The 24,892-nt window shown below is 68.5% G+C and carries 14 protein-coding genes; 3 read left to right on the forward strand and 11 right to left on the reverse strand.

All coding sequences use genetic code 11. The features are described 5' to 3' along the window. Positions 1-35 precede the first annotated feature (35 nt). Entirely contained in the window at positions 36-2,414 is a 2,379-nt protein-coding gene (locus AC1DEL_RS02655) for a DNA polymerase II (RefSeq protein WP_441590890.1), read from the reverse strand. A gap of 51 nt (positions 2,415-2,465) precedes the next feature. Beyond that, positions 2,466-2,837, reverse strand: a complete 372-nt coding sequence (locus AC1DEL_RS02660) for a c-type cytochrome (RefSeq protein WP_477125167.1) — start codon at positions 2,835-2,837, stop codon at positions 2,466-2,468. A gap of 279 nt (positions 2,838-3,116) precedes the next feature. Here AC1DEL_RS02660 and AC1DEL_RS02665 point away from each other — a divergent pair, with 279 nt between their 5' ends. After that, positions 3,117-8,612, forward strand: a complete 5,496-nt coding sequence (locus tag AC1DEL_RS02665; protein ID WP_477125168.1) for a trifunctional serine/threonine-protein kinase/ATP-binding protein/sensor histidine kinase — start codon at positions 3,117-3,119, stop codon at positions 8,610-8,612. Here the strand turns inward: AC1DEL_RS02665 and AC1DEL_RS02670 are convergent. From AC1DEL_RS02670 to AC1DEL_RS02695, 6 genes are all read right to left on the reverse strand, one after another. Further along, positions 8,584-10,146: an efflux transporter outer membrane subunit gene (locus AC1DEL_RS02670; RefSeq protein WP_441590895.1), complete on the reverse strand. Its 1,563-nt coding sequence runs from the start codon at positions 10,144-10,146 to the stop codon at positions 8,584-8,586. The two genes, AC1DEL_RS02665 and AC1DEL_RS02670, sit on opposite strands and share 29 nt — an antisense overlap. 5 nt (positions 10,147-10,151) lie before the next feature. Next, a complete protein-coding gene (locus AC1DEL_RS02675) occupies positions 10,152-12,134 on the reverse strand; it encodes a glycosyltransferase family 2 protein (RefSeq protein ID WP_441590897.1) in 1,983 nt (660 codons plus the stop codon). A 2-nt stretch (positions 12,135-12,136) separates the two neighbouring features. Continuing rightward, the gene (locus tag AC1DEL_RS02680) at positions 12,137-13,402 is read right to left on the reverse strand and encodes a hypothetical protein (RefSeq protein ID WP_477125307.1); all 1,266 of its coding nucleotides are present in this window, start codon (positions 13,400-13,402) and stop codon (positions 12,137-12,139) included. 122 nt (positions 13,403-13,524) lie between these two features. Then, positions 13,525-14,874, reverse strand: a complete 1,350-nt coding sequence (locus AC1DEL_RS02685; protein ID WP_477125169.1) for an HlyD family secretion protein — start codon at positions 14,872-14,874, stop codon at positions 13,525-13,527. A gap of 582 nt (positions 14,875-15,456) precedes the next feature. Beyond that, the gene (locus AC1DEL_RS02690) at positions 15,457-16,356 is read right to left on the reverse strand and encodes an SDR family oxidoreductase (protein ID WP_441590901.1); all 900 of its coding nucleotides are present in this window, start codon (positions 16,354-16,356) and stop codon (positions 15,457-15,459) included. Between the two features lie 19 nt (positions 16,357-16,375). Then, the gene (locus AC1DEL_RS02695) at positions 16,376-17,140 is read right to left on the reverse strand and encodes an SDR family oxidoreductase (RefSeq protein ID WP_477125170.1); all 765 of its coding nucleotides are present in this window, start codon (positions 17,138-17,140) and stop codon (positions 16,376-16,378) included. Positions 17,141-17,282: 142 nt separating this feature from the next. Here AC1DEL_RS02695 and AC1DEL_RS02700 point away from each other — a divergent pair, with 142 nt between their 5' ends. Together AC1DEL_RS02700 and AC1DEL_RS02705 are read left to right on the forward strand one after the other, a co-directional pair. Then, complete coding sequence (locus AC1DEL_RS02700; protein WP_454757087.1) at positions 17,283-18,194, forward strand: LysR family transcriptional regulator; 912 nt, start codon at positions 17,283-17,285, stop codon at positions 18,192-18,194. A gap of 114 nt (positions 18,195-18,308) precedes the next feature. Further along, positions 18,309-18,449 carry a hypothetical protein gene (locus AC1DEL_RS02705; RefSeq protein WP_454757086.1) on the forward strand — a complete coding sequence of 47 codons (141 nt, stop codon included), beginning with the start codon at positions 18,309-18,311 and terminating at the stop codon, positions 18,447-18,449. Positions 18,450-18,473: 24 nt separating this feature from the next. On the opposite strand, the gene ccsB is transcribed toward AC1DEL_RS02705, so the two are convergent. The 3 genes from ccsB to AC1DEL_RS02720 are packed head-to-tail and all read right to left on the reverse strand — an operon-like array spanning position 18,474 to position 24,840. Beyond that, the gene (gene ccsB, locus AC1DEL_RS02710; protein ID WP_477125171.1) at positions 18,474-19,658 is read right to left on the reverse strand and encodes a c-type cytochrome biogenesis protein CcsB; all 1,185 of its coding nucleotides are present in this window, start codon (positions 19,656-19,658) and stop codon (positions 18,474-18,476) included. Further along, a complete protein-coding gene (locus AC1DEL_RS02715; RefSeq protein ID WP_092297909.1) occupies positions 19,655-21,691 on the reverse strand; it encodes a cytochrome c biogenesis protein ResB in 2,037 nt (678 codons plus the stop codon). The genes ccsB and AC1DEL_RS02715 overlap by 4 nt, the downstream gene beginning before the upstream one ends. Beyond that, the gene (locus tag AC1DEL_RS02720; protein ID WP_477125172.1) at positions 21,688-24,840 is read right to left on the reverse strand and encodes an efflux RND transporter permease subunit; all 3,153 of its coding nucleotides are present in this window, start codon (positions 24,838-24,840) and stop codon (positions 21,688-21,690) included. The genes AC1DEL_RS02715 and AC1DEL_RS02720 overlap by 4 nt, the downstream gene beginning before the upstream one ends. Positions 24,841-24,892: the final 52 nt, after the last annotated feature.

The following is a 24,892-nucleotide window of genomic DNA, read 5'->3' on the forward strand; positions in this document are numbered from 1 at the left end:
GGAATCCCGCGCTGCTCTTGGGATGGGGGCGGATTTCAGTCCGGAAACAGCGCCATCTGCCCAGTCAGCAGCGTGTCGAAATCATCGTCGAGGAAGGGCAGGATGGCGTCGGCAATCGGCTGGAGCTGTTTTGTGATGTAGTGGTCATAATCGATCGGCGACTGGCGCGGATCGAGCGTCTCCATCGGCATCGGCCCGGCCACCGTCATCACATAGCTGATCCAGCCGCCGTTCTGGTACTGGCGCGGGCGGCCCTGGCTATCGTTATAGGCATCGGCCAGCCGCGCGGCGCGCACGTGAGGCGGGACGTTGCGCTGGTAGTCGCCAAGCTGGCGCCGCAGGCGCTTGCGGTAAACCAGTTGCGCGTCCAGTTCGCCGGCCAGCGTGCGGCGCACGATGTCCCGCACATAATCGCGGTACGGCTCGCGGTTGAAGATCATCGCGTAGAGCGTCTGCTGGAACTGCTGCGCCAGCGGCGACCAGTCCGTGCGCACCGTCTCCAGCCCCTTGAACACCATCTCGGCGCGGCCATCGGCACGCATGACCTGACCGGCGTAGCGCTTCTTGCTGCCCAACTCGGCGCCCCGGATGGTTGGCATCAGGAAGCGCCGGAAGTGGGTCTCGAACTGGAGTTCCAGCGCGCTGTCCAGGTCGAAGGTCTGGCGCAGGTGGTCGCGCCACCAGTCGTTGACGTAGGCGACAAGTTCACGCCCGATGCGTGCCGCATCGTCCTCGGCATGGGCGCCGCGCAGCCAGACGAAGGTGGAGTCGGTGTCGCCATAGATCACGTCATAGCCGCGCGCTTCGATCAGCAGGCGCGTCTGGCGCATGATCTCGTGGCCGCGCATGGTGATCGACGACGCCAGGCGCGGGTCGAAGAAGCGGCAGCCGCTCGATCCCAGCACGCCGTAGAACGCATTCATGATGATCTTCAGCGCCTGCGAGAGCGGCTTGTTCTGCTCGCGCTTGGCCGCCTCGCGGCCCTGCCAGATCCGCGCGACGATGGCCGGCAGGCAGTGCTTGCCGCGCGAGAACCGCGCGCCCCGGAAGCCGGGCACCGAATCGGCGTCATCGGGGTGGGCCAGCCCCTCCACCAGCCCGATCGGATCGATCAGGAAGGTGCGGATGATCGACGGATACAGGCTCTTGTAGTCCAGCACCAGCACCGACTCGTACAGGCCCGGGCGCGAATCCATGACAAAACCGCCGGGGCTGGCCTCGGGCGCCAGTTCGCCCAGATTCGGCGCCACGTAGCCCTGCCGGTGCATCAGCGGCATATATAGATGTGTGAAGGCGGCCACCGAGCCGCCGCTGCGGTCGGTCGGCAGGCCGGTGACGGTGGCGCGCTCCAGCAGGAAGGTCAGCAGCTCGGTGGCGGCGAAGATGCGGGTGACCAGCTCGCAGTCGCGCAGGTTGTAGCGTGCCAGCGCGGGCTTGTCCTCGGCGAACATGCGGTCGATGGCGTCCATGCGGTCGTAGGGGTTGTCGATCGCCTTGCCTTCGCCGAGCAGGGTCTGGGCCACCGACTCCAGGCTGAACGACGGGAAGCTCCACGTGGCGCCGCGCAGCGCCTCGATGCCGTCGATGATCAGCCGCCCGGCCGCCGCCGCGAAGTAGTGCTGCTGCCTGGCGTGCTCGCGCCACTCCATCTCGGCGCCGCCCCGGCCCAGCCGCAACGGCACCTGGAACTGCACTGCGTGGGCCTGCAGCACGCGAAGATCGAACTGAACGAGGTTCCAGCCGATGATGGCGTCCGGGTCGTGCTCGGCCAGCCACTGGTTGAGTTTTTCGAGCAGGGCGGGGCGGGTGTCGCAGTATTCGAGCGCGAAGTCCAGCGGGGCCGGATCGCCCGCCGGCGCCGGGCCGAGCATATAGACCTGCCGCTGGCCGCAGCCTTCCAGCGCAATCGAATACAGCTCGCCATGGGCGGTGGTTTCGATATCGAGCGAGACCAGGCGCAGGGTGGGGCGATAGTCGGTGGCCGGCTTCATCTGCGCTTGGCGCAGCACGCCGTGCGCGTCCGGCTGGCCGTCGAACCAGACCGGCGCGGTGATGAAGCGCTCCATCAGGTAGCGCTCGGGCGGGCGGATATCGGCCTCGTAAACATCCACGCCAGCCTGCCGCAGCGCCTTGTCGATCCGGATCAGCTGGCGGTGCTGCTGGCAGTAGAGCCCGAGCACGGGCCGACGGTGGAAGTCCTGCAGCTCGAGCGGGCGCAAGTCCACATCGCGCTCGCCGCGCAGCAGCGGCTCGGCCTGATCGCGCTGGGCCTCGGGCACGAAGGCCACCGACGGCTGGGGCGGCAGGCGCAGCAGGCGCGGCCCCTGGTCCGTGGCCAGCCAGAAATCGACCTCGGTACCGGCGGGAGTATCGCGCCAGTGCCGGGTCAGGATGAAGCCCTGCTCAAGTGCCACGCTGGAAGCCTATGGAAAACCTGTGGGGAGGTGCTGGCGGGATTCTAGCCCCTACCGAACCGTTTGCAGGAAGGCCAGCAGGTCGGTGATCTCGCTGTCGTCGCCGATGCCCCAGAAGCGCATCTTGTTGCCCGGCACCACCTTGTTCGGGGCGTGGATGAAGGCGCGGAGCGTCTCGGGGGTCCAGACCACCTTCGATGTCTTCATGGCATCGGAATAGCGGTAGTCGGAAGTCCCGCCCGCCGGCCGGCCGACGATGGCGTTGAGGTGGGGGCCGAAGGTGCCGCGCGCCGCCGGGCCGATCTTGTGGCAGGAGGCGCACTTGCGGTCGAACACAGCACGTCCGGTCTCGATATCGCCGGCGGCATGGGCGCTGGTCTGGATGGCGATGCCGGCCAGCAGCGCGAGGAAGGGGAAACGCATGGTGGGTAAGCGAGGGGAATTGCAGCGGCGACAGTGTAGCCGCCCCCTCGGCTTTTCCCTTCGTCACCCCGAAAAATCGGCCGAATCACGATTCTACATGGCCTGATAACTATGATTATCTCGACCCGATATTTAAGCCGACAACAGCGGACCGCCAGACAGCCCTGAAAGTCGGACAATCCTGTCGCGCGGTGCCTGACTGGCGACTTGCGGCTGGTAGCTTGGTATATCCTGTCGCCGCGCCTTTTCGCGCATAGATATAAACAGGTGCCGGTGCCAATGAATGACAGCGTGAAGATGCAGTGGGACGATGGGGAGCGCGTCTTCCATCGAGGGCGGCACCCGGGCGGCGGCAACGGGCCGACCGTCCTGCTGGCGCGGCCCGCCGCCGAGCACCCGCTGCCTGCCTCGCTGGATCGCCTCGCCCACGAATTCGGCCTGAAGGACGAACTGGATGGCAGCTGGGCCGCCCGTCCGCTGGCACTGGTCCACGAAGGTGGCCGGAGCCTGCTGATCCTGGAGGACGCCGGCGGCGAACCGCTTTCGCAGCAACTGGGCGTGCCGATGGAGACGGAGACGTTCCTGGGGCACGCCATCGGCATCGCATCGGCACTGGGCAAGCTGCACCAGCGCGGGCTGGTCCACAAGGACCTCAAGCCCACCCATATCCTCGTGAATTGCGCCGACGGCCAGGCCCGGCTCACCGGTTTCGGCCTTGCCTCGCGGCTGCCACGCGAACGGCAGGCCCCGGAGCCGCCCGAGACCATCGCCGGCACGCTCGCCTACATGGCGCCCGAGCAGACCGGGCGGATGAACCGGTCGATCGACTCGCGCAGCGACCTCTATGCCCTGGGCGTCACGCTGTACCAGATGCTGACCGGTGTGCTGCCATTCGTGGCGACCGACGCCATGGAGTGGGTCCACTGCCATATCGCCCGCCTCCCGGTGGCGGCGCGCACGCGGGTGGAGACCATCCCGGACATGCTCTGCGACATCGTCGCGAAGCTGCTGGCCAAGACGGCCGAGGAGCGTTACCAGACCGCCGCCGGGCTCGAGCATGACCTGCGGCGCTGTCTGGACGACTGGAGGCGGCAGGGCAGCATCGACGCACTCCCACTCGACGGGCACGGCACGCGCGACCGGCTGCGGATACCCGAGAAGCTGTACGGGCGTGAGCAGGAGGTCGATACGATGCTCGACGCCTTCGCGCGGATCGTCGACGGCGGCGTGCCGGAGATGGTGCTGGTCTCCGGCTATTCCGGCATCGGCAAGTCGTCGGTGGTCAATGAACTGCACCGGGTGCAGGTGCCGCCGCGCGGGCTGTTTGCGTCCGGCAAGTTCGACCAGTACAAGCGCGACATCCCGTATTCCACGCTGGTGCAGGCCTTCCAGGGCCTGGTGCGCTCGCTGCTCGGCAAGCCCGATGCGGAGCTCGAACGCTGGCGCGGCGCGCTGCTGGAGGCGCTGGAGCCCAATGCGCGGCTCATGACGGACCTGATCCCGGAACTGAAGCTGATCATCGGCGAGCCGCCGCCGGTGGCCGAACTGGAGCCCCAGCAGGCGCAGCACCGCTTCCTGCTCGTCTTCCGGCGCTTCATCGGCGTATTCGCCCGGGCCGAGCATCCGCTGGCGCTGTTTCTCGACGACCTCCAGTGGCTCGACGCCGCCACGCTGGCCCTGCTGGAAGACCTGCTGAGCCATGCGGACCTGCGCTACCTGATGCTGATCGGTGCCTATCGCGACAACGAGGTCGACGACGCGCATCCGCTGGCGGGCACGCTGCGCGCCATTCGCGGCAAGGGCGTCAGGATCGACGAAATCCGGCTGGCGCCGCTTACCGGCGGCCATGTCGAGCAACTGGTGGCAGAGTCGCTGCATGGCGAGCCGGCGCGCATCGCGCCGCTGGCGCAGTTGATCTGGGACAAGACCGTCGGCAACCCGTTTTTCGTGATCCAGTTCCTGCACGGGCTGGTCGATGAGAACCTGCTGACCTTCGACCATGCCGCCCGGGATTGGCGCTGGGAGGCCGACCGCATCCACGCCAAGGGTTACACCGACAACGTGGTGGAGCTGATGGTCGGCAAGCTGGCCCGCCTGCCCGACGCGACCCAGCAGGCCTTGCAGCAACTGGCCTGCCTCGGCAACGTCGCCGGCATCACCACGCTCTCGACCATCCTCGGCATGGCCGAAGGGCAGGTCCACGCGGCCTTCTGGGAGGCGATTCGCCAGGAGCTGGTCGAGCGGCAGGAGGGCGCCTACGCCTTCGTGCACGACCGGATCCACGAAGCCGCCTATTCGATGATCCCCGAAGCCTCGCGCGCCGAGGCCCACCTCCGGGTCGGGCGGCTGATTGCCGCCCAGACGGCACCGGGCGAGCGCCAAGGCGCGATCTTCGAGATCGTGGGCCAGCTCAACCGGGGCGCCGCGCTGATCACCGAACAGGACGAGCGGGACCAACTGGCGGAATTCAACCTGCTGGCCGGTGAGCGCGCCAAGGCGGCGACGGCCTACGCCTCGGCGCTCACCTATTTCGCGGCGGGCGCGGCCCTCCTGAACGACGACGGCTGGGTCCGCCGGCCTGCGCTGCGATTCGCGCTGGAGTCGGGTCGCGCCCAGTGCGAGTTCCTGTCCGGGCAGGCGCCGGTGGCCGAAGCGCGGTTCGCGGCGCTGTCCGCGCGCGCCACGACGACGGTCGAACGTGCCCAGGTCACCTGCTGGCAGGTGGACATCTACGTGGTGCTCGGCCAGCGCGACAACGCCATCGCCGTTTGCCTCGCCTTCCTCCGCCATGTGGGGATCGACTGGTCCCCGCACCCGGACGAGACGGCGGTGCAGGCCGAGTACGCGCGCATCCGGTCCCAACTCGGCGATCGGCCGATCGAAACGCTGATCGACTCGCCGCCGATGGAGGATCCCGCCTCGATCGGTACCGTCGACGTCCTGATCAAGCTTTTCGTGCCGGCGTCGCATACGGATGCCAACCTCGCGTCCCTGACCATCTGCAAGGCGACCAACCTCAGTCTGGAGCACGGCAACGCCGATGCCTCGTGCGTGGCCTACACCAACGTGCCCCGGGTGGTCGGGCGGCGCTTTGGCGACTACGCGCGCGCCTTCCAGTTCGGCCAGCTTGGCTGCGAACTGGCGGAGCGGCGCGGGCTCGATCACTACGAAGCCCGCACCTACCTGTCCTACGCGCTGTTCGCCCGGCGCTGGGCGGAGCCTGTGCGGACCACCAACGACCAGTTGCGCCGCGCCTTCGACGCCGCGAACCGGACTGGCGACGTGCCGTTCGGCGCCTTCGTCTGCAACAGCCTCGCCGCCAACCTGCTGTTCATCGGCACGCCGCTGGCGGAGACCCAGAGCGAAACCGAACGCGGCCTGGCCTACGTGAAGATGAAGCGCTTCGGCCTCGTCATCGGCTTCATGGAGACCCAGCTTGCGCTGATCCGGATGTTGCGCGGCCTGACGCCGGCATTCGGCACCCTGGACGACGCGCAGTTCAACGAAGCCCAGGTCGAGGGCCGCCTGCCCATGGGCTCCATCCTGAACGCCTGCTGGTACTGGATCCGCAAACTGCAGGCGCGTTATGTCGCCGGCGACCATGCGGGCGCCCTGGAGGCCGCGTCCCGGGCAGAACCGCTGCTGCCGGCCGCGCACGGGTTCATCGAAGAGGGCGAGTACGTCTTCTATAGCGCGCTGGCCCGGGCCGGCCTGTGCACCGCCATGCCAGCCGACGACCGCCAGCCACATATGGACATCCTGGCCGCTCAGCAGCGCGAACTCCGCATCTGGGCCGATCTCTGCCCGGAGAACTTTGCCGGCCATGCCGCGCTGGTGGCTGCCGAAATCGCCCGGCTCGAAGACCGCGTGGTGGACGCCGAACTTGGCTACGAGACCGCCATCCAGCGCGCGCAGGATGGCGGTTATGTGCACAATGAGGCGCTTGTCAACGAACTCGCGGCACGCTTCTATGCGGCGCGTGGTCTGGCGAAGATCGCCCGTGTCTATTTTCGGGACGCCCGTTACGGCTACCTGCGCTGGGGCGCTGCGGGCAAGGTGCGGCAGCTGGAGGCCGAATATCCGCAACTGCGGACGGAGGAAGCCGCGCCCGGGGCGACGAACACCATCGCCACGCCAGTCGAACATCTCGACCTTGCCACCGTGATCAAGGTGTCACAGGCCGCCTCGGGCGAAATCGTCCTGGACAACCTGATCGAGATGATCATGCGCACGGCCATCGAGCAGGCCGGCGCCGAACGCGGCCTGCTGATCCTGTCGGACGGCGGCGAACTGCGAATTGCGGCGGAAGCCACGACCGGCAGCGACGCGATCCTGCTGCAACTGCGCGCGGCGCCCGTGAGCGCGGCCATGCTGCCGGAATCGGTCCTCTACCATGCCCTGCGCACGCGCGAGAACGTGTTCCTCGACGACGCCGTGGCCGAGCCGTCCTTCTCCGCCGACCCGTACATTCGCCAGCATCGCGCCCGCTCCGTGCTCTGCCTGCCGCTGATGAACCAGGCCAAGCTCATCGGCGCGCTGTACCTCGAAAACAACCTGACCGCCCGCGTGTTCTGCCCGGCCCAGATCGCAGTGCTGAAGCTGCTGGCCTCGCAGGCCGCCATCTCGCTGGAAAACGCCCGGCTGTACCGCGACGTGGCGGAACGGGAAGCGAAGATCGGGCGACTCGTGGACGCCAACATCATCGGGATCGTCTTCTGGCGGGGCGAGGGCGAGATTCTCGAAGCCAATGATGCCTTCCTGCGCATGGTGGGATATGAGCGCGAGGAACTGCTCTCGGGGCGCGTGGGCTGGGACGACCTGACGCCGCGGGAATTGCGCCCGGTCAACCACCATGCACTGGCCGAGGCCGTGCGGACGGGGCACGCGCGGCCCTTCGAGAAGGCGTACGTCAGGAAGGATGGCAGCTACTTGCCGGTCATCGTCGGCCTGGCCACGTTCGAAGCCGGCCGGAAGGAGGGCGTGGCGTTCGTGCTCGACCTGACCGAGCGCAAGCAGGCCGAGGAAAGGGTCCACCAGGGCGAGCAGCGCTATCGCGAAGTCCAGGCCGAACTGGCGCACGCCAACCGCGTGGCCACCATGGGGCAGCTTGCGGCGTCGATCGCGCACGAAGTCAGCCAGCCGATTGCGGCGACGGTGACCAATGCGCAGGCGGCACTGCGCTGGCTGGGCGCGAAACCGTCCAATATCGACGAGGTGGGCCAGGCGCTCACCCGTATCGTCAAGGACGCCAACCGCGCGGGGGACGTGCTCGGGCGCATCCGCCAGCTGATCAAGAAGGCGCCGCCGCGCAAGGAGCTGGTGGACATCAATCAGGCGATCGGCGAGGTGGTCGAGCTGACCCGTGGCGAAGCCGACAAGGGCCGCGCCACGGTGCAGGCGCAGCTTGCGGATGGCTTGCCAGCCATCGAAGGCGACCGCGTGGAACTGCAGCAGGTGCTGCTCAACCTGATCATGAACGCGCTGGAGGCCATGGGCGGCAGCGGCGACGGTGCCCGGCAATTGCTTATCCGCACCGTGCAGGCCGAGGCCGGCAGCGTGTTGGTGACGGTGAGCGACACCGGCCCAGGCTTTGCGCCGCAAGACGCCGAGCGCGTGTTCGCCCCGTTCTACACGACCAAGGCCACGGGCCTGGGCATGGGGCTGTCGATCTGCCGGTCGATCATCGAGGCCCACGGCGGCCGGCTCTGGGCGAGCCCGAACCAGCCCCGGGGCGCCGTGGTCCAGTTCACCGTGCCTGCGCAACCGGCTGCGTGACGGCCGGCGTGGCAGCTTTCGCGGCGGGGGCGGCTGGCGCGGCTGGCGCGCCGGGTGCGGGCTGGGCCGGCTGGGCCACCGTCGCCTGCGTCCATCCGCCGCCGAGCGCCTTGTACAGGCCCACCCGGCTGGTCAGCCGCGCGAGGCGGATCGTCACCAGCGTCTGCTGGGCGTTGTAGAGCTGCCGCTGGGCATCGAAGACGCCGAAGTAGTCATCCACCCCATTCTTGAAGCGGATTTCCGACAGGCGCCGCGTCTCGGTAATCTCCTTCGCCAGCGCCTCCTGCGCAGCCGTCTGGCGGTCGTAGGTGCCGCGCGCGGCCAGCCCGTCGGCCACTTCGCGGAAGGCACCCTGGATGGTCTTCTCGTAGGCGGCCACGTTGATGTCCTTCTGCACCTCGGAGACGGTCAGGCGCGCCTGATTGGCGCCCGCATTGAAGATCGGCAGGGTGATCTGCGGCGCGAAGACCCAGGCCATGCCGCCCGAGAACAGCCCCGCCAGCGTGCTGCTGGCCGCGCCGACGCTGGCGGTCAGCGAGATGGTCGGGAAGAAGGCCGCCCGCGCCGCGCCGATATTGGCGTTGGCCGCCTTGAGCCGGTGTTCGGCGGCCATGATGTCTGGCCGCTGCTCGAGCACGGTGGAGGGCAGCCCGGCCGGCAATTCGGCCACGAAGGAATTGTTCTCGAACGGCTGCGGCGCCGGCAAGTCGGCCGGCAGTTGCCCGCCGATCAGCAGCGCCAGCGCGTTTTCATCCTGCGCCACCTGGCGCGTGTACTGCTCCACGCCCACGCGCGCCGTCTCCAGCTGGGTCTGGGCGCGATGGGTGTCGAGCTGGGCCATGCCGCCCGCGCGCTTGCTGCGGTCGATCATCTGCGCGGCGTCTTCCTGCACCTTGAGCGTGTCCTGCGAGATCTTCAGCAGTTCCTGATCGGCCCGGAGCGTCAGGTAGGCACTGGCAACCTCGGCCACGAGGCTGATTTGCGCGCTGCGGCGCACCTCCTCGATGGCGAGGTATTGCTCCAGCGCCTCGTGCTTGAGGCTGCGCACGCGGCCGAACAGGTCCAGTTCGAAGGCGTTGAAGCCCACGCCGGCGGTCCACGCGTTGATGATCGGGTCCTGCCCCGGCGGGCGCAGGTCGCCGCTGATGCGCGAACTGGCGAAGCCGGCGCTGCCATTGATGGCCGGGAACTGCGCCGCCCGCTGGATGCGGTACTGCGCGCGCGCCTGGTCGATCGACAGCGTGGCAATGCGCAGGTCGCGATTGTTGGCCAGCGCGAGTTCGATCAGCCGGCGCAGGCGCGCATCGGTGAAGAAATCTTCCCAGCCCAGGCTGGCGGCGGGTGCCTGCGCCTGCGCTTGCCCCGGTGAGGCCGCCTGGGCACCGGATGCGCCAGATTGGTACGCGGCGCCGGTCGGCCATTGCTGGGGCACCGGCGACTCGGGCCGCTGGTAGGTGGGTTCGAGCGTGCAGGCGACCAGCGCCAGCGGGAGCAGGGGGACTAGGTAGCGCATCGTCGTGATTGTCTTGGTCATGGTGGTTATCCCGAAAAAGCGCGTCGCAGCAGCTGGGCGATGGCCACGCCGGGCCGGCCACGGTCTGCGATGTTGTGTGCGGGCTCGCTGAACAGCAGGCGGATCAGGCGGTGGCGGGCGGCCGTGTCGGGGCGCAGCGCCACGCCGGCGAGGTTGCCGCGCGCACGCGCCACGCGGCAGGGCACCCAGCCCAGCGGTTCCAGCCAGATCGCCCCTTCGGCGCCGTCCATGCCGCGCGTGACGGCCGCGTTGCCGTCGAGCAGCAGGCCCGCGCCGTTGCAGGAGAGGTCGCGCGTGGTGCCGTGGAATTCGTAGGCGTTGCCATCCTTGCCGAAGAGCCGCAGCACGGCGCGCTCCCGGTGCGGAAAGCGTTCTTCCTTGCGGGGGCGCGGCAGCTCGAAGCACACCAGCAGGGAGGCGAAGTACAGCACCATCGACACCAGCGTCCAGCCGATGTTGAAGGCCAGGCCGGGCGCCGAGCCATCGGCGGCCACGGCACGCGCCAGCCCCATGCCGGTGAGCAGGAACATTCCGCCGTAGAGCGCGGCGAACTTGCCGTGGATCACCAGCTTCGAGCGGTCCAGCCCCTTGTTGGTGACCTTGAACGGTCGCCCGAACGGCTTGAACACGGCGCTGGCCAGCGTGGCGGTCACCGCCAGTGCCGCCACGATCTGGGTGACCTCGGTGAAGATCGGCATCGCCCGCGAGCCGGTGATCCAGATGCTGTAGGCCCAGTACAGTAGCAGCGCCGGCACGCCATAGGCGAGGAACTGGACCGGATCGCCATATAGCGTCGGCACGTTGAAATACCAGTAGAGCAGGGGGCCGGCCAGCAGCATCAAGGTGAACGGGCGGCTCAGCCAGTGGAGCAGGCCGTGCACGTAGTGCAGCCGCTGCCGCAGCGAATAGCCGCGCCCGCGCAGGGGGCCATCGGCGGTGAGCGCCACCTGGATCGTGCCCAGCCCCCAGCGGCTGCGCTGGCTGATGTACTCAGGCAGCCCTTCGGCAGACAGGCCCACGCTGAGCCGCTCGTTGAGCCAGCGCGTGATGTAGCCGTGCGGCATCAGGCGGTAGGTCAGGTGGATGTCCTCGGTGACCGTGCCGGTCGGAAATCCGCCGATCTTGGTCAGCGCGTCGCGCCGCACCACGAACGAAGTGCCGATGCAGAACGCGGTGCCCCAGGCGTCCTTGGCCGGCTGCATGACGTCGAAGAAGGCCCGCTGCTCGTCCACCCAGCATTCGGTGGAGCGCAGGTTGTACTGGATCGGGTCGGCGTTGTAGTAGAACTGCGGCGTCTGCACCACGCCGACCACGGGGTCGTCGAACAGGCCGATGATGCGCAGCAGGATGTTCCGGTTCGGCGCGAAGTCCGCGTCCAGGACCATGATGAACGGCGCGCCGCCCGCCTCCGCGCTGTGCTGCAGCCCGTTATTGAGGTTGCCAGCCTTGGCGTGGGTGTTGTCCGGACGGGTCACGTAGCGCGCGCCGACCGTGCCGCAGAAGTCCTTGAGCCAGTCGCGCCGGGTATCGTCGAGCACCCAGACGCGGAAGTTGGGATAGTCGATGGCCAGTGCGGCGACGATGGTCTTTTCGAGTACGTCCAGCCCCTCGTTATAGGTGGCGATGAAGATGTCCACCTGCGGCACCTCGGGGCTGCGGCGCAGGACCGCCTCGCCGGCATCGGCCGCCGCGCTGTGGTCCGAGGTGCGCGTCAGCGTGACGATCGAGATCAGCGTGTAGGCAATCGTCAGGGTCTCGAAGCCGAAGAACGCGTACGACCACACGCTCGGGAAGTCCATGCGCCAGTCCGGCAGGGTCTGCGTGCAGCGCCAGACGTAGTAGCACGACAGCAGCACCCCGGCGGCGATGCCGAACAGCCAACGGTCCGCCGCGCGATGGCGGCTGCCGCGCAGGCATAGCACCGCGATCAGGAAGGCGCCGGCGTTGATCTCCATCAGCATCCGGTTTTCGAGAAAATCGGCGAACATCGTCACTCCTTGTTGGCGACATTGGCGGTGTCGGCCTGTCGTCCGCCGGGCTGGAACGGATTCCAGCCGGCCGCGGCCAGGATGGCCCACGCGGTGGCCCCGAGGTGGGGCAGGTGGTAGTAGTAGAAATCGTCGGTGGTGCTGTCCGGGCCGATCTGGAGACCGGTGCGGATGCGGCGCTCGGGCGTGGCAAAGAGGTAGCCCGAGGGCGCCCGCTGGGCCAGCAGCAGCGGCCAGAGCGGGCGGGCCTCTTCCTCGCGGCCCATGGCGCGCAGGACCAGCGCGGCCTGTCCGGTGCCTTCCGTCCAGACGCCATCGGGGCTGGCGTTGAAGCCGTAGCCGCCGCCCACGGCGTGGCGGCTCCGCGTCCAGTCCAGCGCGCGGCGCCAGGTATTGGCCGATTCGGGCACGGCGATCAGCGGCCATAGCGAGGCATCGAGCGCGGACGGCCCGGCGTTGAGCGAGCGCCCATCGTCGCGCGTGCCGATGACGAAGCGGCCTTCGCCGGGCTGCCACATCGCCTCCACGAAGCGCTTGGCGCGGTCCGCGCCGGTGCGCCAGCGCGGGTCATCGCTGTAGCGGCCCAGCCAGCGGAAAGCCGCGTAGGCATCGACATTGTGTTCGGTGGACTTCCAGCCCTGCCGCTGCGGCGCGGGCTCATGGCCGAAGAATCCGCCGATAAAGGCCGCCGGGGGCTCGCTGGCGAAGGTCTGCTTGTCGATCCAGCCCATCAGCGTGCCGGCGGTGTCCAGGTAGCGGCGGTCCTGCGTCGATTCATAGACCGCCAGCAGCAGCAGCGCGGCCCAGGCGACATTGCCGGTGGCCGTGCCCACCTGGTAGCGGTCTTCGAACCATTTCTTGCTCGGCTCGTCCCACCAGCCCGGCAGCGGCACCGGGCCATCGGGCACGGCGCCGGCGCGGTAGGCGTTGCGCACGCGGCCATCGTGGTAGTGGCGGTCACGCGTGACGCCGGCCACCACGCCATCGGCAATCCGGCGCGCGGCGGCGGGCTGCCCGCAGGCAATGAGGGCGATGCCGGCCAGCGCGTTGTCATAGACGAAGGCCGACTGGCGCAGCGGGGCGGGCAGGGGCTCGCCGCCGGGGGCCGGCTCGTAGCTGCCGAGCATGACCGGGCCCTTGCCGGGCAAGGCGCCGACGCGCGCGGTCAGCGCCTGGCAGGCGCCATCGCGCAGTTGCTGGCGCGCGGCGTCGGGCGGAACCGGGGGCGCGGCCATGGCGGGGGGCGGCGTGGCGAGCGTGGCGGCCATCAGGCAGGCCCCCGCGCACGCCAGCGCTTGGGAGGGTAGGGAATAACGCTGCACGGCGAGGTCTCCTTCCTGCGGGCGTGGGGAACGTGGCGGATTGCCGATCCAGTCGAACGCAATCGATCTCAGATCAGGCTCTTGAACCACGAGCGATCGAGGCTGACCTTGGCCCAGTGGCCGAGCGCGCAGCGGTCCGTGCCGCTGCCGCTGCTGCCGGGCAAGTCAGGCAGAGGCTTGTTCAGCTTGGCAATCAGATAGATCTCGTTCTTCTCGATGGGCGGGAAGGGCACGAAGTAGCGCGCCTGGTCGCCATCGGGGGCGCGCGGCAGGATCTCGGACACCGCGCCCGACAGCGGCACGGCCACGCCATCGACCTGCACCTTGACCTTGGCGCCGGGCAGGAGGTCCTTGCTGAGGCTGCGCGGGAACACCGCCACCACGCTCGGCTGGGCGCAGTTGGTGGTGCGCATCAAGGTGGCGCCGGCCGCCACGCGCGTACCCGGCGGGGCGGTCACATCCTCGACGATGCCGCCGCCATAGGCCTTGATGTCGAGGTTGGTGACCCGCTCCACGCGCTCCTGCTCGGCGGCGACGAGTTTGTCGACCGACTGGCCGTACTCCTCCAACTGCTTGATCTCGGCTTCGAGCTGCACGTTCTCCGCGCGCAACTCGTCCTGCCGTTGCGCGAGCGAGCCCAGCGCGCCGTCGGTACTCGACATGTACACCTTGCCGCGCGCCGCCTCGCTGCTGCCGCGTGCGGTATCCAGTTCGGCCTGGATCGCATCCCGATTGCCGGCCAGCACGGTGAGCTGGTTGCGCGAGGCATCGGTATAGGCCTGGCTCACCGCCCCGGCCCACTGCATGGCCTGGTTGCGATTGACGAGGTCGGTCTGCTGGTCGATCTGCTGCTTGGCCACGGAGAGCCGCGCCTCGATGCCGCGCAGCTTGGACGCATGCTCGCGCTGCGCCGCCGACTGGTAGCGCTTGATGTCGTCGCCGGTGGACGCCAGCCGCGCCTGGTTGCCCTCGAGCTTGGCCTTGGCGGCTTCATAGCGCTTCTGGTTGTCGAGTTGCTTGCCGAGCAGTTCCACCAGCAGCGAGCGGTCGGTATTGGGATTCTGGAGCGTCATCAGCGACTGCCCCTGCGCGAAGGTGCTGCCCACAGCCACGATCTGCTTCGTCACGATGCCTTCGACCGGCGTGGTGACGAGGTTCACGGGGCTGTTCACCACGGCGCGCTCGGAAGACCGCGTGAACACGGGCGGGAACATCACGGAGAGGACCACCCAGATGATGAAGGCCACCATCCCGTAGCTGGCCAGCCGCGGCACGATCTGCCACAGCGGCCGCAGGCTCAGCGTGCCGCCACGCCGCGCGACGAGGGGGTCGTCGAGCTTACCGCCGGGCGGGGGCGCGGGGGAGGTGGGCCGGCGCGTCGGCAACGTTGGTTTGTTGTCGGGCTTGTCGTTCTGCATGCCATCCTCCGAACAATAGTCAGCGCCCGTCAAAAAACGGGCAAAAGCGTCCCCACCGCGATGGCCGGAGCGGAATCGCGGAAATCACGGGCAAAAGCTGCACCCCGCACGCGGTGTTGGCGCGCGCGGAGGCGCAACGTCGTCGTCCCCAGGTAGTTCTTATGCGCGTGGTCCCGGGCTGTTGCTACGCGCCGGAACTGGCTTTACTTCCAGACCGGGCAGGCAGGCCGGTCATTTGAGAGGCCCACAAAAGCGGACCGGTACAGCGAGGCGTTACACGCCCATTGATGCTCCGTGACACCATATCGCGGATGGGATCGGCATGGCATTGCCGGAGCGATTCAAAGGTAGTCAGTTTGACGGGGGCGTGCTGTAAGGAAGTGTAAGGACTGTATATCGCAATACTTAGTACGGCCGTTCGGTTGGCCGCGTGCGACAAGGGTCATGCGCGCGTCACGCAACACTAGTAATGAAGCGGTGACGTGAGAGCACTGCATCAGGGCATGATGCAGTGTCTCGGTGCAGTTGTGATGGAAGAAGCGTGGGGGAAAATGTTACGAGGTCGTAGAGATTGCAGCGTGCTCACTGCGCGACGCGCGGCACGAGAAGATCTCCCATGCCCACGCGATGGAGCATCTCGGCACGCAGGCGGTCCAGCACGGCGAAGCCGACGTCGGCGCCGTCCTGCGTCGGATCGACATGCACGCGGAACGGCCGCTTGCCGAACGGCGCGTTGACGACATCGACGATGGCGTCGGCCACTTGTCCCGCATCCGCATCGGGCGGCACGATGCCGGCGAACGCGTGCTGGATTTCATCGCCAAAGCCGGGATAAGGGCCCGACTCGTATTCCTCCGCGCGCGCGGTATCGGCAGGCAACCCCGTGTGCGCGAAATGGTTGGTGCCGCTGGTGAACGCGCCCGGGACGATGATCGATGTCTCGATGCCCCAGCGCGACAACTCGCGCGCGTACTGGACCGCGATGGCATCCATCGCCGCCTTCGCCGCGAAGTAGGGGGCGAGGTAGGGCGGGGTGCCGCCGGCCGAGCTGCTGCTCGAGACCCAGACCAGCAGCCCTTGCTTCTGGCGGCGCAGATGGGGCAGCACCGCGCGGTTCACGCGCTGGGTGCTGAGCACGTTGATGTCGTACAGCTGGGCGAATTGTTCCGGCGTGAACGCCTCGGCGGGGCCGAAGGCCATGTGGCCCGCGTTATGCATCAGCACGTCGATGCGGCCCGTGGCGGCGAGGATGCTGGCCACGGCGTCATCGATGGACGGCTGCGACTGTACGTCCAGCTCCACCGTACGCAGATCAGCGTCATGCCTGCGGGCGAACGCAGCCATTTGCGCCACGACTTCGGCATTGCGGCTGGCCGTGTTGCGCATGGAGGCGTAGACCGTGTGACCGGCCTTGGCGAGGGCCTCGGCGGTCAGGCGGCCGAAGCCGCTCGACGCGCCGGTGATGAGGATGACTTTCTTCATGATGGACTCCGCTCCTGCATCAGATGATGCCGCCGTTGACGCGGATGGTTTGCCCGTTGACCCAGGCGCCATCGGGGCCGGCCAGGAAGGCCACGGTATTGGCGATGTCCTCCGGCGCGCCCAGGCGCTCCAGCGGGGCGAGCCGGGCGAGGTTGTCGATGACTTCCTGCGGCTTGCCGTCGAGGAACAGGGCGGTGGCAGTGGGGCCGGGCGCCACGACGTTCACCGTGATGTTCCGGCCGCGCATTTCCTTCGTCATCACATGCGTCATGGCTTCCACGCCGGCCTTCGTGGCGGCGTACACCGCGTAGGCGGGCTGGTAGAGGCCGACCACGCTCGACGACAGGTTGATCACTCGGCCGCCGTTGCGCAGGCGGCGCGACGCTTCGCGCAGCGTGTTGAACGTGCCCTTGAGGTTGATGGCGATCTGGCTGTCGAACAAGGCGTCGTCGCTGTCGGCCAGCTTCGCCAACTTCATGATGCCGGCGTTGTTGACGAGGACGTCCACACCACCGAAAGCGGCTTCGGCGGCATCGAACATGCGCGCCACGGCGGCCGGGTCGGCCACATTGGCCTGCTCCGGAATCGCCCGGCCGCCGGCGGCTTCGATTTCGGCCACCAGCGCCTCGGCCTCGCTGGCGCTGCCGGCATAGTTGACGACGACGGTGAAGCCCTCCTGCGCCAGCCGGCGGGCGATGGCGGCGCCGATGCCGCGTGAGGCGCCGGTCACGATGGCGACCTGCTGGTTGGACTTGGCTTGGGTGCTGTTCTGGGTGGTGCTCATGGTTCTTCTCCGGGGTTGGGTGGCCGCCATTCGCTGTGTGGCGCTGCGGGTTGAGTGAACTATGCGCGATTGGAGCGGATAGATAATCGGTCTAAAATTGCCCGCACTTGTTCTGGCAGGGAAACAATCGGCGGAGGGTGGGGTGGACCGGTTCGACGCAATGCGGCTATTTACGCGGGTGGTGGAGCGGCGCAGCTTTACGCTGGCGGCGCACGACATGGAGGTGCCGAGATCGACGGTGACCAAGGTCATCCACGATCTGGAGGGGCGGCTGGGAGTTCGGCTGCTGCAGCGGACCACGCGCGTAGTGCGGCCGACGCTGGACGGGGAGGCGTACTACCGGCGCTGCCTGACCATCCTGGACGACATCGAGGACGCCGAGGGCGCCTTCAACGGCGCCGAGCCGAAGGGGCTGCTGCGGCTGGAGGTGCAGGGCACAATCGCGCGCCATTTCCTGCTGCCGGGATTTCCGGACTTCCTCGCCCGGCATCCGCATATCCAGATCTCGATGAGCGAGGGCGACCGCTGGGTCGACATGGTGCAGGAGGGCGTCGATTGCGTGCTCCGCTATGGCAAATTGCCCGATAGCGAGCTGGTGGCGCGGCAAGTGGCGACCCTGGACCGGCTGACCTGCGCCACGCCGGCTTACCTGGCGCGGTTCGGCACGCCAACGAGCCTGGCATCGCTCGACGGGCACCAGATGGTGGGCATCCGATCGGTTACGACGGGGAATGTCACGCCGCTGGAGTTCGACGTCCACGGGGAAATACAGGCCGTATCGATACCGGCCGTACTGACCGTGACCGGGACGGAAAGCTACCTGGCCGGGATCAAGCTGGGGCTAGGGTTGGCCCAGGTGCCGCGCTTCCATATCGAACGGGAACTGGCCGATGGCGAACTGGTGGAGATCCTGCCGGACACGCCGCCGCCTTCGGCGCCGGTCTCGCTGTTGTATCAGCGGTCCCGGCAGCTATCGCCACGGGTGAGGGCGTTTCTCGACTGGGCCGCCCGGGAATTCGGCGATCGATGCAGAAAAGAGACGGAAAGCGACTGATCGATCATTTCCAGGCGAGATGCTCAATCTCTCGTGATATACCACATACAAAATATTTACAGATGGTGCGACGCATCATATAATGGAAACTCCTAAACGTAGCTGGAGTGCTTCATGGAAGTCGCCACCCTTTTCGCCCTCGCCGTCGCGTTCCTGTTCTCGGGCGTCAGCGTCACCATGGCCATCGCCGATATCGTCGATCCCCAAGGGGAGCGTGGCGCGGCAGGCGAATTGGTGGACGTGCGCGCGGTGTGAGCGCTTTGTAACCGTCGGCCGCGTTCAGAGTGAACCGTACGAGTGCAGGCCAGCCAGGTACATGTTGACGCCAAGGAAGGCGAAGAGCGTGACGAACAGGCCGGCCACCGCCCACCACGCCAGCACGGGCGCGCTCACCTTGCCCAGCATGCGCAGGTGCAGCCACGCCGCGTAGTTCAGCCAGACCGCCAGGGCCCAGGTTTCCTTGGGGTCCCATGACCAATAGCCGCCCCAGGCTTCCGCCGCCCACAGCGCCCCGAGGATCGTGGCGACCGTGAAACAGGCGAAGCCGCTCGCGATGGCGCGGTACACCGCTTCGTCGATCCATGCCGGATCCGGCATGCGCGACCTCATGAAACGCCGTCCCGACAGCAGGCGCGCGCCGCCGAGCATGGCTGCGATCGAGAACGCGCCATAGGCGAGGAAGTTCGCCGGCACGTGCAGCTTCATCCAATACGACTGCAGCGCCGGAATCAACGGCGTGATCGCGCCTGCGCCGCGCGCGCCGCCATACCAGAACAGGAAGGCGTAGGCCGCGCACAGCAGCGGCAGGGTGAACACCGTGAACCCCGCCGCGCGATAGCGGGACGCCATGTACAGCATCATCAGGCCGGTCAGGATGATGAAGACGACAAACACCTCATAGAGATTGCTGACCGGTATGTGGCCCATGCCGGCACCGATGCGGTACGACTCGTACCAGCGCGTGAGGAAGGCCGCAGCCGCGAGCCCCAGCCCGCTCCACGTGGCAGCACGGCCGATCGCGGCCAGGCGCGCCCGCTGTCCTACCCAGCCGGCGATGGAGGCCAGCGTGGCAACGCCGATCAGCGCGCCCGAGCCCAGCAACACCGGCTGGCTCACCGGGCCGCTGGCGAGGTTGCCGACGGCCACGGCGCCGCCGATATCGCGGCCGAGCTGCCAGCAGAGCAGCGATGCCACGGCACCCGTGCCGGCCATGAACGCCCGCAGGGGCGGCCACGCGTTGCCGGCATAGACCAGCCCGGCGGCGGCCAGCGCGAGGATCACGACCTCGTAGCCGTCCATGGCCGCCCACCAGCGTGCGTAGCAGACGGCGACCCCGCCCGCCAGCGCGATGGCGAACAGCTTGCCGGGTAAGGCGCCCGCCGGTGGCGGGTTTCCCACCGCAGCGGCGTTCAGGGCGGGGGCGGAGGCACCCGCCGGGGCGGGCTCTGCAATGGCAGTTTTCATGATGGTTCCGATAAGTCACGGTTGCCGGCGTCCACCGGCGGGAGGGGGCCGAGCGGCGCCAGCCATGCAGCCAGTTCCGCTTCGAGCCCGGGCATCTTGCGATTGGCGCGCAGACCGGCCACCGCCACGCGGCTGGCGGGGTCCCACCACAGCCACAGGCGCCGCTCGCGCACCGCGTACAGCAGCCACACGCCGATGGCCAGCATCGACAGGCTGACGATCAACAGCGCATCGCCACCACGCCGGGCGACCTGCAGGCCGGAGGCGGCGCGCTGGCTGACGGTGCCGGCCAGCGCCCACGCGGGCGCGTCACTGGCCACCATGTCGTCGTGGGCGTTCAGCAGGTCCTGCAGGCGGCGCCGGGCGGAGGCGTCCTGTGGACCCTGCTCGTCGTCCTCGGCGGCCAGCGCGCGCGCGGCGCGCACCACCAGGCCGGAGAGCAGCGTGGTGGCTGCGCCGCGTTCCGCCTCGGGCACCGTCGCTTCCACCAGCGCGGCGATGCCGGGCGAGCCGTCATGGGCGAACACCTCCAGCGCACGGGCCGCCACGTCCGCCATTTCCGCGGAGGGCTTGGCCAGTATCCGGCGCGCCGCACGCTGCCGCGCGGCGGGATCCTGCAGCTGGCGCTCGAATCGCTCGAACGTGGTCGCCGATCCGTCCGCATCGACAGGCACGCGGATGTACTCGTAGCCCTCGCCATCCGCCCGGCGCACGCCGCTGACGAAGTAGCGGTCGCCGCCAAAGGTCAGCGGCCGCAGGTACGTCACCATGGTGCGGGGCTGGCCAGCCGGGTCGCGCAGCACGTATTCGATGGTCGGTCCCAGGTCGGCGACGGTGCCGGAGCGGCCTTCGAGGTAGCGGCGCAGCAGCCCCTGTGCCGGCGCGTTGCCGGTGTCCTGGATGTTGTCCATGCGCAGGTCGCTCGCCTGGAACGTCCAGGGCGCGTTATCGATCAGCAGCGGCACATCGCTGCCCACGGTGGCCGCCAGCGGCACCGCCGCGCCAGTCCGGGAGAGCATGCGCAGGTTCAGCGTGCTGCCACCATCGGCAAATCCGGACTGGTAGAGCGTGACGCCGTGCTCGGCGAGCGGATGGTTGACGCGCAGCGCGTGGCGTGTCGGCGGCTGCCCGGGCAACTGGATCTCCAGGTCGCTGACGAAGTCCCGGGGCTGGCCGTTGGGATAGCGCTCGATGTGGAAGCGGTGCAGCCGCACGGTGAACGGCAGCGGCTGGACCAGATAGCCATCCCCGATGGGGACGATGGCGTTGCTGGCCGATTCACCTTCGGCAAGGGTGAGCTGGCCGCGATAGCTGAGCGTGCCGGCCGGCAGCACGCTGCTGGGCGGCACGGCATCGACGGGCAGGTCGCGGGTCTCGATCTGCTGGAGGCCGGCCAGCACGCGGCCCCGCACGGCGAGATCGCTGTCAAGGAACGCAGCCACGGTAATCAGGACGATTGCGGCGTGCGTCAGGATATAGCCGACGCGCCGCGCGCCACCGCGCCGCGCCGCCACCAGCAGCGCCCCATCGGCAGTCCGCCGTGTGGCGACACGAAAGCGCTCGCGCCGCAGCGCCGGCATCAGGGTGGCCAGCAGTGCGGCCTCGCCTGCGTCGTGACGGAAGCGCACGCGGCAGGGCAGGGTCTCGACGAACTTGCGGTTCACCTGATCCTGCCGATCGAAGACCTGCCGGAGCATGGCGGGCGTATTGCGCACCACGCAGATCGCCGTCGACGTGGACATGACCACCAGCAGCGCGCCGAACCAGCTCGCGTGGTAAACGTCGGTCATGCCGAGGAACACCAGCACCGCCGTCCAGGTCGTGCCGTATTGGGAGACATAGGCGGCCGGCCCGGCGTTCTGCGGCACGATGCTGCCGATGCAGGCCGCCAGCGCCACGATGACGAGGATCGCCACGGCGAAGCGCATCGAGCCAAGCAGGTGATACAACGCGCGGGCCGCCTTCCGCACCCGTTCCCCGAGTGCGATGGGTGCGGGGTGGGCCGATGGCCGGGTTGGGGCGTTCGTGCTCATACCCGTACCTCCCTATCCAGTGTGCCGAGGCGCGGCGCGCGGGCGGCACGCTCGCGGAACAGCATGACGTAGAGCGCCGGCATCAGCAGCAGCGAGAACACCGGCGCCGACAGCATCCCACCCAGCAGCGGTGCGGCGATCCGCTTCATCACGTCAGCGCCCGTGGCGTCGGACAGCATGACCGGCAGCAGCCCGGCAAGGATCACCGAGACCGTCATGGCCTTGGGCCGCAGCCGCAGCAGCGCGCCGCCCACCACGGCGCGGTAGAAGCCCGCCGAGCCGAGGTGCCCGCCATCATGCCGCCAGCGGCCGACCGCCCGGTCGAGGTAGAGCACCATGACCACGCCGAACTCGGTGGCCACCCCGGCCAGCGCGATCAGGCCGATCACAACCGCGACCGACATCTGGTAGTCCAGCCACCACACCAGCCACACGCCCCCGGCCACGGCGGCGGGCAGGCAGAGCAGCACCAGCAGCACGCGCCGCAGGCTGCGGAAGTGCAGGTAGAGCAGGCCCAGCACCAGCGCAGCCGTGGCGATGCCGATCAGTGCGAGGTTGGCGGACGCGTTCTCGAACTGCAGGTACTGCCCGGTCCAGGTGGCGGTGTAACCCTGCTGGTGGATGCCGGCCGCCGCCAGCGCGGCGCTGGCGCGGCGGTAGTAGCCGCCGATATCGGCGCCAGCCACGTCGACGAACACGTAGCCGATCAGCTTGGCGTTCTCGCTCTTGATCTCGGTGGGGCCATCGCTGATGCGGATGTGCGCCAGATCGCGCAGTGGCGCGAGCGCGCCGGATGGCGCCTTGACCTGCAGCGCGCCGATGGCGTCCGGCGTCTCGCGTTGCCAGGCCGGCAGCCGCAGCGTCACCGGGATGCGCTCCCGCCCGTCGGTCATCACCGTCAACTGCTGGCCGCCGAGCGCGCCTTCGATCACACCCTGGATGTCCGCGATGCGGATGCCGAGGCGCCCGGCCGCGGCGCGGTCGATGTCGATATCCAGATAACGGCCGCTGCCCGCGCGCTCCGCAAACACCGAGCGCGTGCCTTCCACCCGGTTGAGCACGGCCTGGATCTCGCCGGCCATGGTGTCGATGCCCGCGAGTGTCGGCCCGCTGACCTTGAGCGCGAGCTGGCTGCGGATGCCGGTAGACACCATGTCGATGCGCGTGCGGATGGGATAGCCCCAGGAGTTGGTCAGGCCTGGCACGCGCACGGCGGCGTCCAGCTTTGCGATCACGTCCTCGATCGACGTGCCGGGGCGCCACTGGTCGCGCGGATGCAGGCGGATAGTGGTCTCGATCATCGACAGCGGCGCCGGATCAGTGGCCGAGTCCGAACGACCCACCTTGCCGAACACGTGCTCGACCTCCGGTACCTGCAGGATCATGCGATTGGTCATCTGCAGGAGGTGCTGCGCCTCGGCGGCGGAGACCGATTGCAGCGTGGTCGGCATGTAGAGCAGGTCGCCTTCGTCCAAGGGCGGCATGAACTCGCTGCCCAGCCGGTAGAGCGGCCACGCGGCGCTCAGCACCAGGGCGAGGCCGGCGACCAGCGCCAGACGGGCATGGCGCAGCGTGCCGAAGAGCAGCGGCGCATACACGGCACGCAGGACACGGCTGACGGGGTTGCGGGATTCGCCACGGATCTTGCCGCGCACCGCGTAGCCCATCAGCACCGGCGTCAGCGTGATGGCCAGCCCGGCCGCGAAGGCCATCGCATAGGTCTTGGTGAAGGCCAGCGGGAAGAACAGCTTCGCTTCCTGCCCCTGCAGCGCGAAGACCGGCAGGAAGGACACGGCGATCACCACCAGCGAGAGGAACAGCGAGGGGCCCACCTCGTTCGCGCTGGCGCGCACCATCTCCCAGCGGCGCGCGGGTGCGGGGTCGGGTTCCTTTTCCAGGCGCCGGTGCATGCTTTCCACCATGACGATGGCGGCGTCCACCATCGCCCCCACGGCAATCGCGATGCCGCCCAGCGACATGATGTTGGCGGTGCTGCCCTGCAACCGCAGCACGAGCAGGGCGCCGAGAATGCCGACCGGCAGCGTGACGATGGCGGTCAGCGACGAGCGCAGGTGCAGCAGGAACACCAGGCAGACGAGCGCGACGGCCAGCGATTCCTCGATCAGTTTGGTGCGCAGGGTATCGACGGCGCGCAGAATGAGCGAGGAGCGGTCGTACTGGATGGTCACCTTCACGCCCGCCGGCAGACCGCCCTGCAACTGGCCCAGGCGCGTCTTGACCCGCTCGATGGTGTCGAGGGTGTTCTGGCCCTGGCGCATGACCACAATGGCGCTGGCGGCATCGCCGTGGCCGTCCACGTCGACGGCACCCTCGGTGGGGCGCGGCACGGTGGCGATGGTGGCGACATCCCGGAGCCGGATCGCGCCGCCGTCTGCACTGTTCGCCACGGGAATCTCGGCCAGGTCGGCAGGCTTGCGCAGCAGGCCATTGGCGCGCACCACCAGTCGCGAGCGCGCCAGCTCGAACGCGCCGCCCTCGATGGCCTGGTTGCTCTCGCGCACGGCGCCGGCAACATCCGCGATCGAGAGATCGAGCGATGCCAGCCGCTGCGGATCCACCTGGATCTCGTACTGCCGACCCTTGCCACCCACACCCGCGATTTCCGCCACGCCGGGGATGGCGCGGAGTTCCGGCGCGAGATAGTAGTCCTGCAGTGCCTTGAGCCGATCCGGCGGCACCTGCCCGGATGGGTCCTCCAACGCGTATTCGAGGATCCAGCCCACGCCCGAGGCATCCGGACCCAAGGTGGGCGACACGCCGGCGGGCAGGCGGTCGCGGATCTGGTTGAGTTGCTCGGTCACGCGCGCACGCGCCACGGCAGGCGCCACGCCATCACGAAAGACGATGTACAGGTAGGACTGGCCGTACATGGAGAAGCCGCGCACGGCGTCGGCATCCGGAATGGACAGCATCGCGCTGGCCAGCGGATAGGTCACCTGATCCTCGACCAATTGAGGCGGCTGCCCGGTGTAGTCGGTCTTGACGATGACCTGCGTATCGGAGAGATCGGGCAGGGCATCGAGCGGCAGGCTGCGCAGCGAGACGATGGCCGCCACGCAAAGCATCGCCGCGGCAAGCAGGACGGCCGCGCGATGCGCTATGGACCAGTCGATGATGCGTCCTATCACGATATGTTCTCCGTCATGCCGATGTCATTGGGGCGGATGCGCTGCCGCCGCG

The sequence above is a fragment of the Cupriavidus sp. 10L43_2 genome (genome assembly GCF_056395265.1).

Bases quoted from the DNA above. Each gene is read 5' to 3' on its own strand.
- AC1DEL_RS02660 (WP_477125167.1), bottom strand. From the start codon at position 2,837: ATGCGTTTCCCCTTCCTCGCGCTGCTGGCCGGCATCGCCATCCAGACC.
- AC1DEL_RS02665 (WP_477125168.1), top strand. From the start codon at position 3,117: ATGAATGACAGCGTGAAGATGCAGTGGGACGATGGGGAGCGCGTCTTC.
- AC1DEL_RS02670 (WP_441590895.1), bottom strand. From the start codon at position 10,146: ATGACCAAGACAATCACGACGATGCGCTACCTAGTCCCCCTGCTCCCG.
- AC1DEL_RS02675 (WP_441590897.1), bottom strand. From the start codon at position 12,134: ATGTTCGCCGATTTTCTCGAAAACCGGATGCTGATGGAGATCAACGCC.
- AC1DEL_RS02680 (WP_477125307.1), bottom strand. From the start codon at position 13,402: ATGGCCGCCACGCTCGCCACGCCGCCCCCCGCCATGGCCGCGCCCCCG.
- AC1DEL_RS02685 (WP_477125169.1), bottom strand. From the start codon at position 14,874: ATGCAGAACGACAAGCCCGACAACAAACCAACGTTGCCGACGCGCCGG.
- AC1DEL_RS02690 (WP_441590901.1), bottom strand. From the start codon at position 16,356: ATGAAGAAAGTCATCCTCATCACCGGCGCGTCGAGCGGCTTCGGCCGC.
- AC1DEL_RS02695 (WP_477125170.1), bottom strand. From the start codon at position 17,140: ATGAGCACCACCCAGAACAGCACCCAAGCCAAGTCCAACCAGCAGGTC.
- AC1DEL_RS02705 (WP_454757086.1), top strand. From the start codon at position 18,309: ATGGAAGTCGCCACCCTTTTCGCCCTCGCCGTCGCGTTCCTGTTCTCG.
- ccsB (WP_477125171.1), bottom strand. From the start codon at position 19,658: ATGAAAACTGCCATTGCAGAGCCCGCCCCGGCGGGTGCCTCCGCCCCC.
- AC1DEL_RS02715 (WP_092297909.1), bottom strand. From the start codon at position 21,691: ATGAGCACGAACGCCCCAACCCGGCCATCGGCCCACCCCGCACCCATC.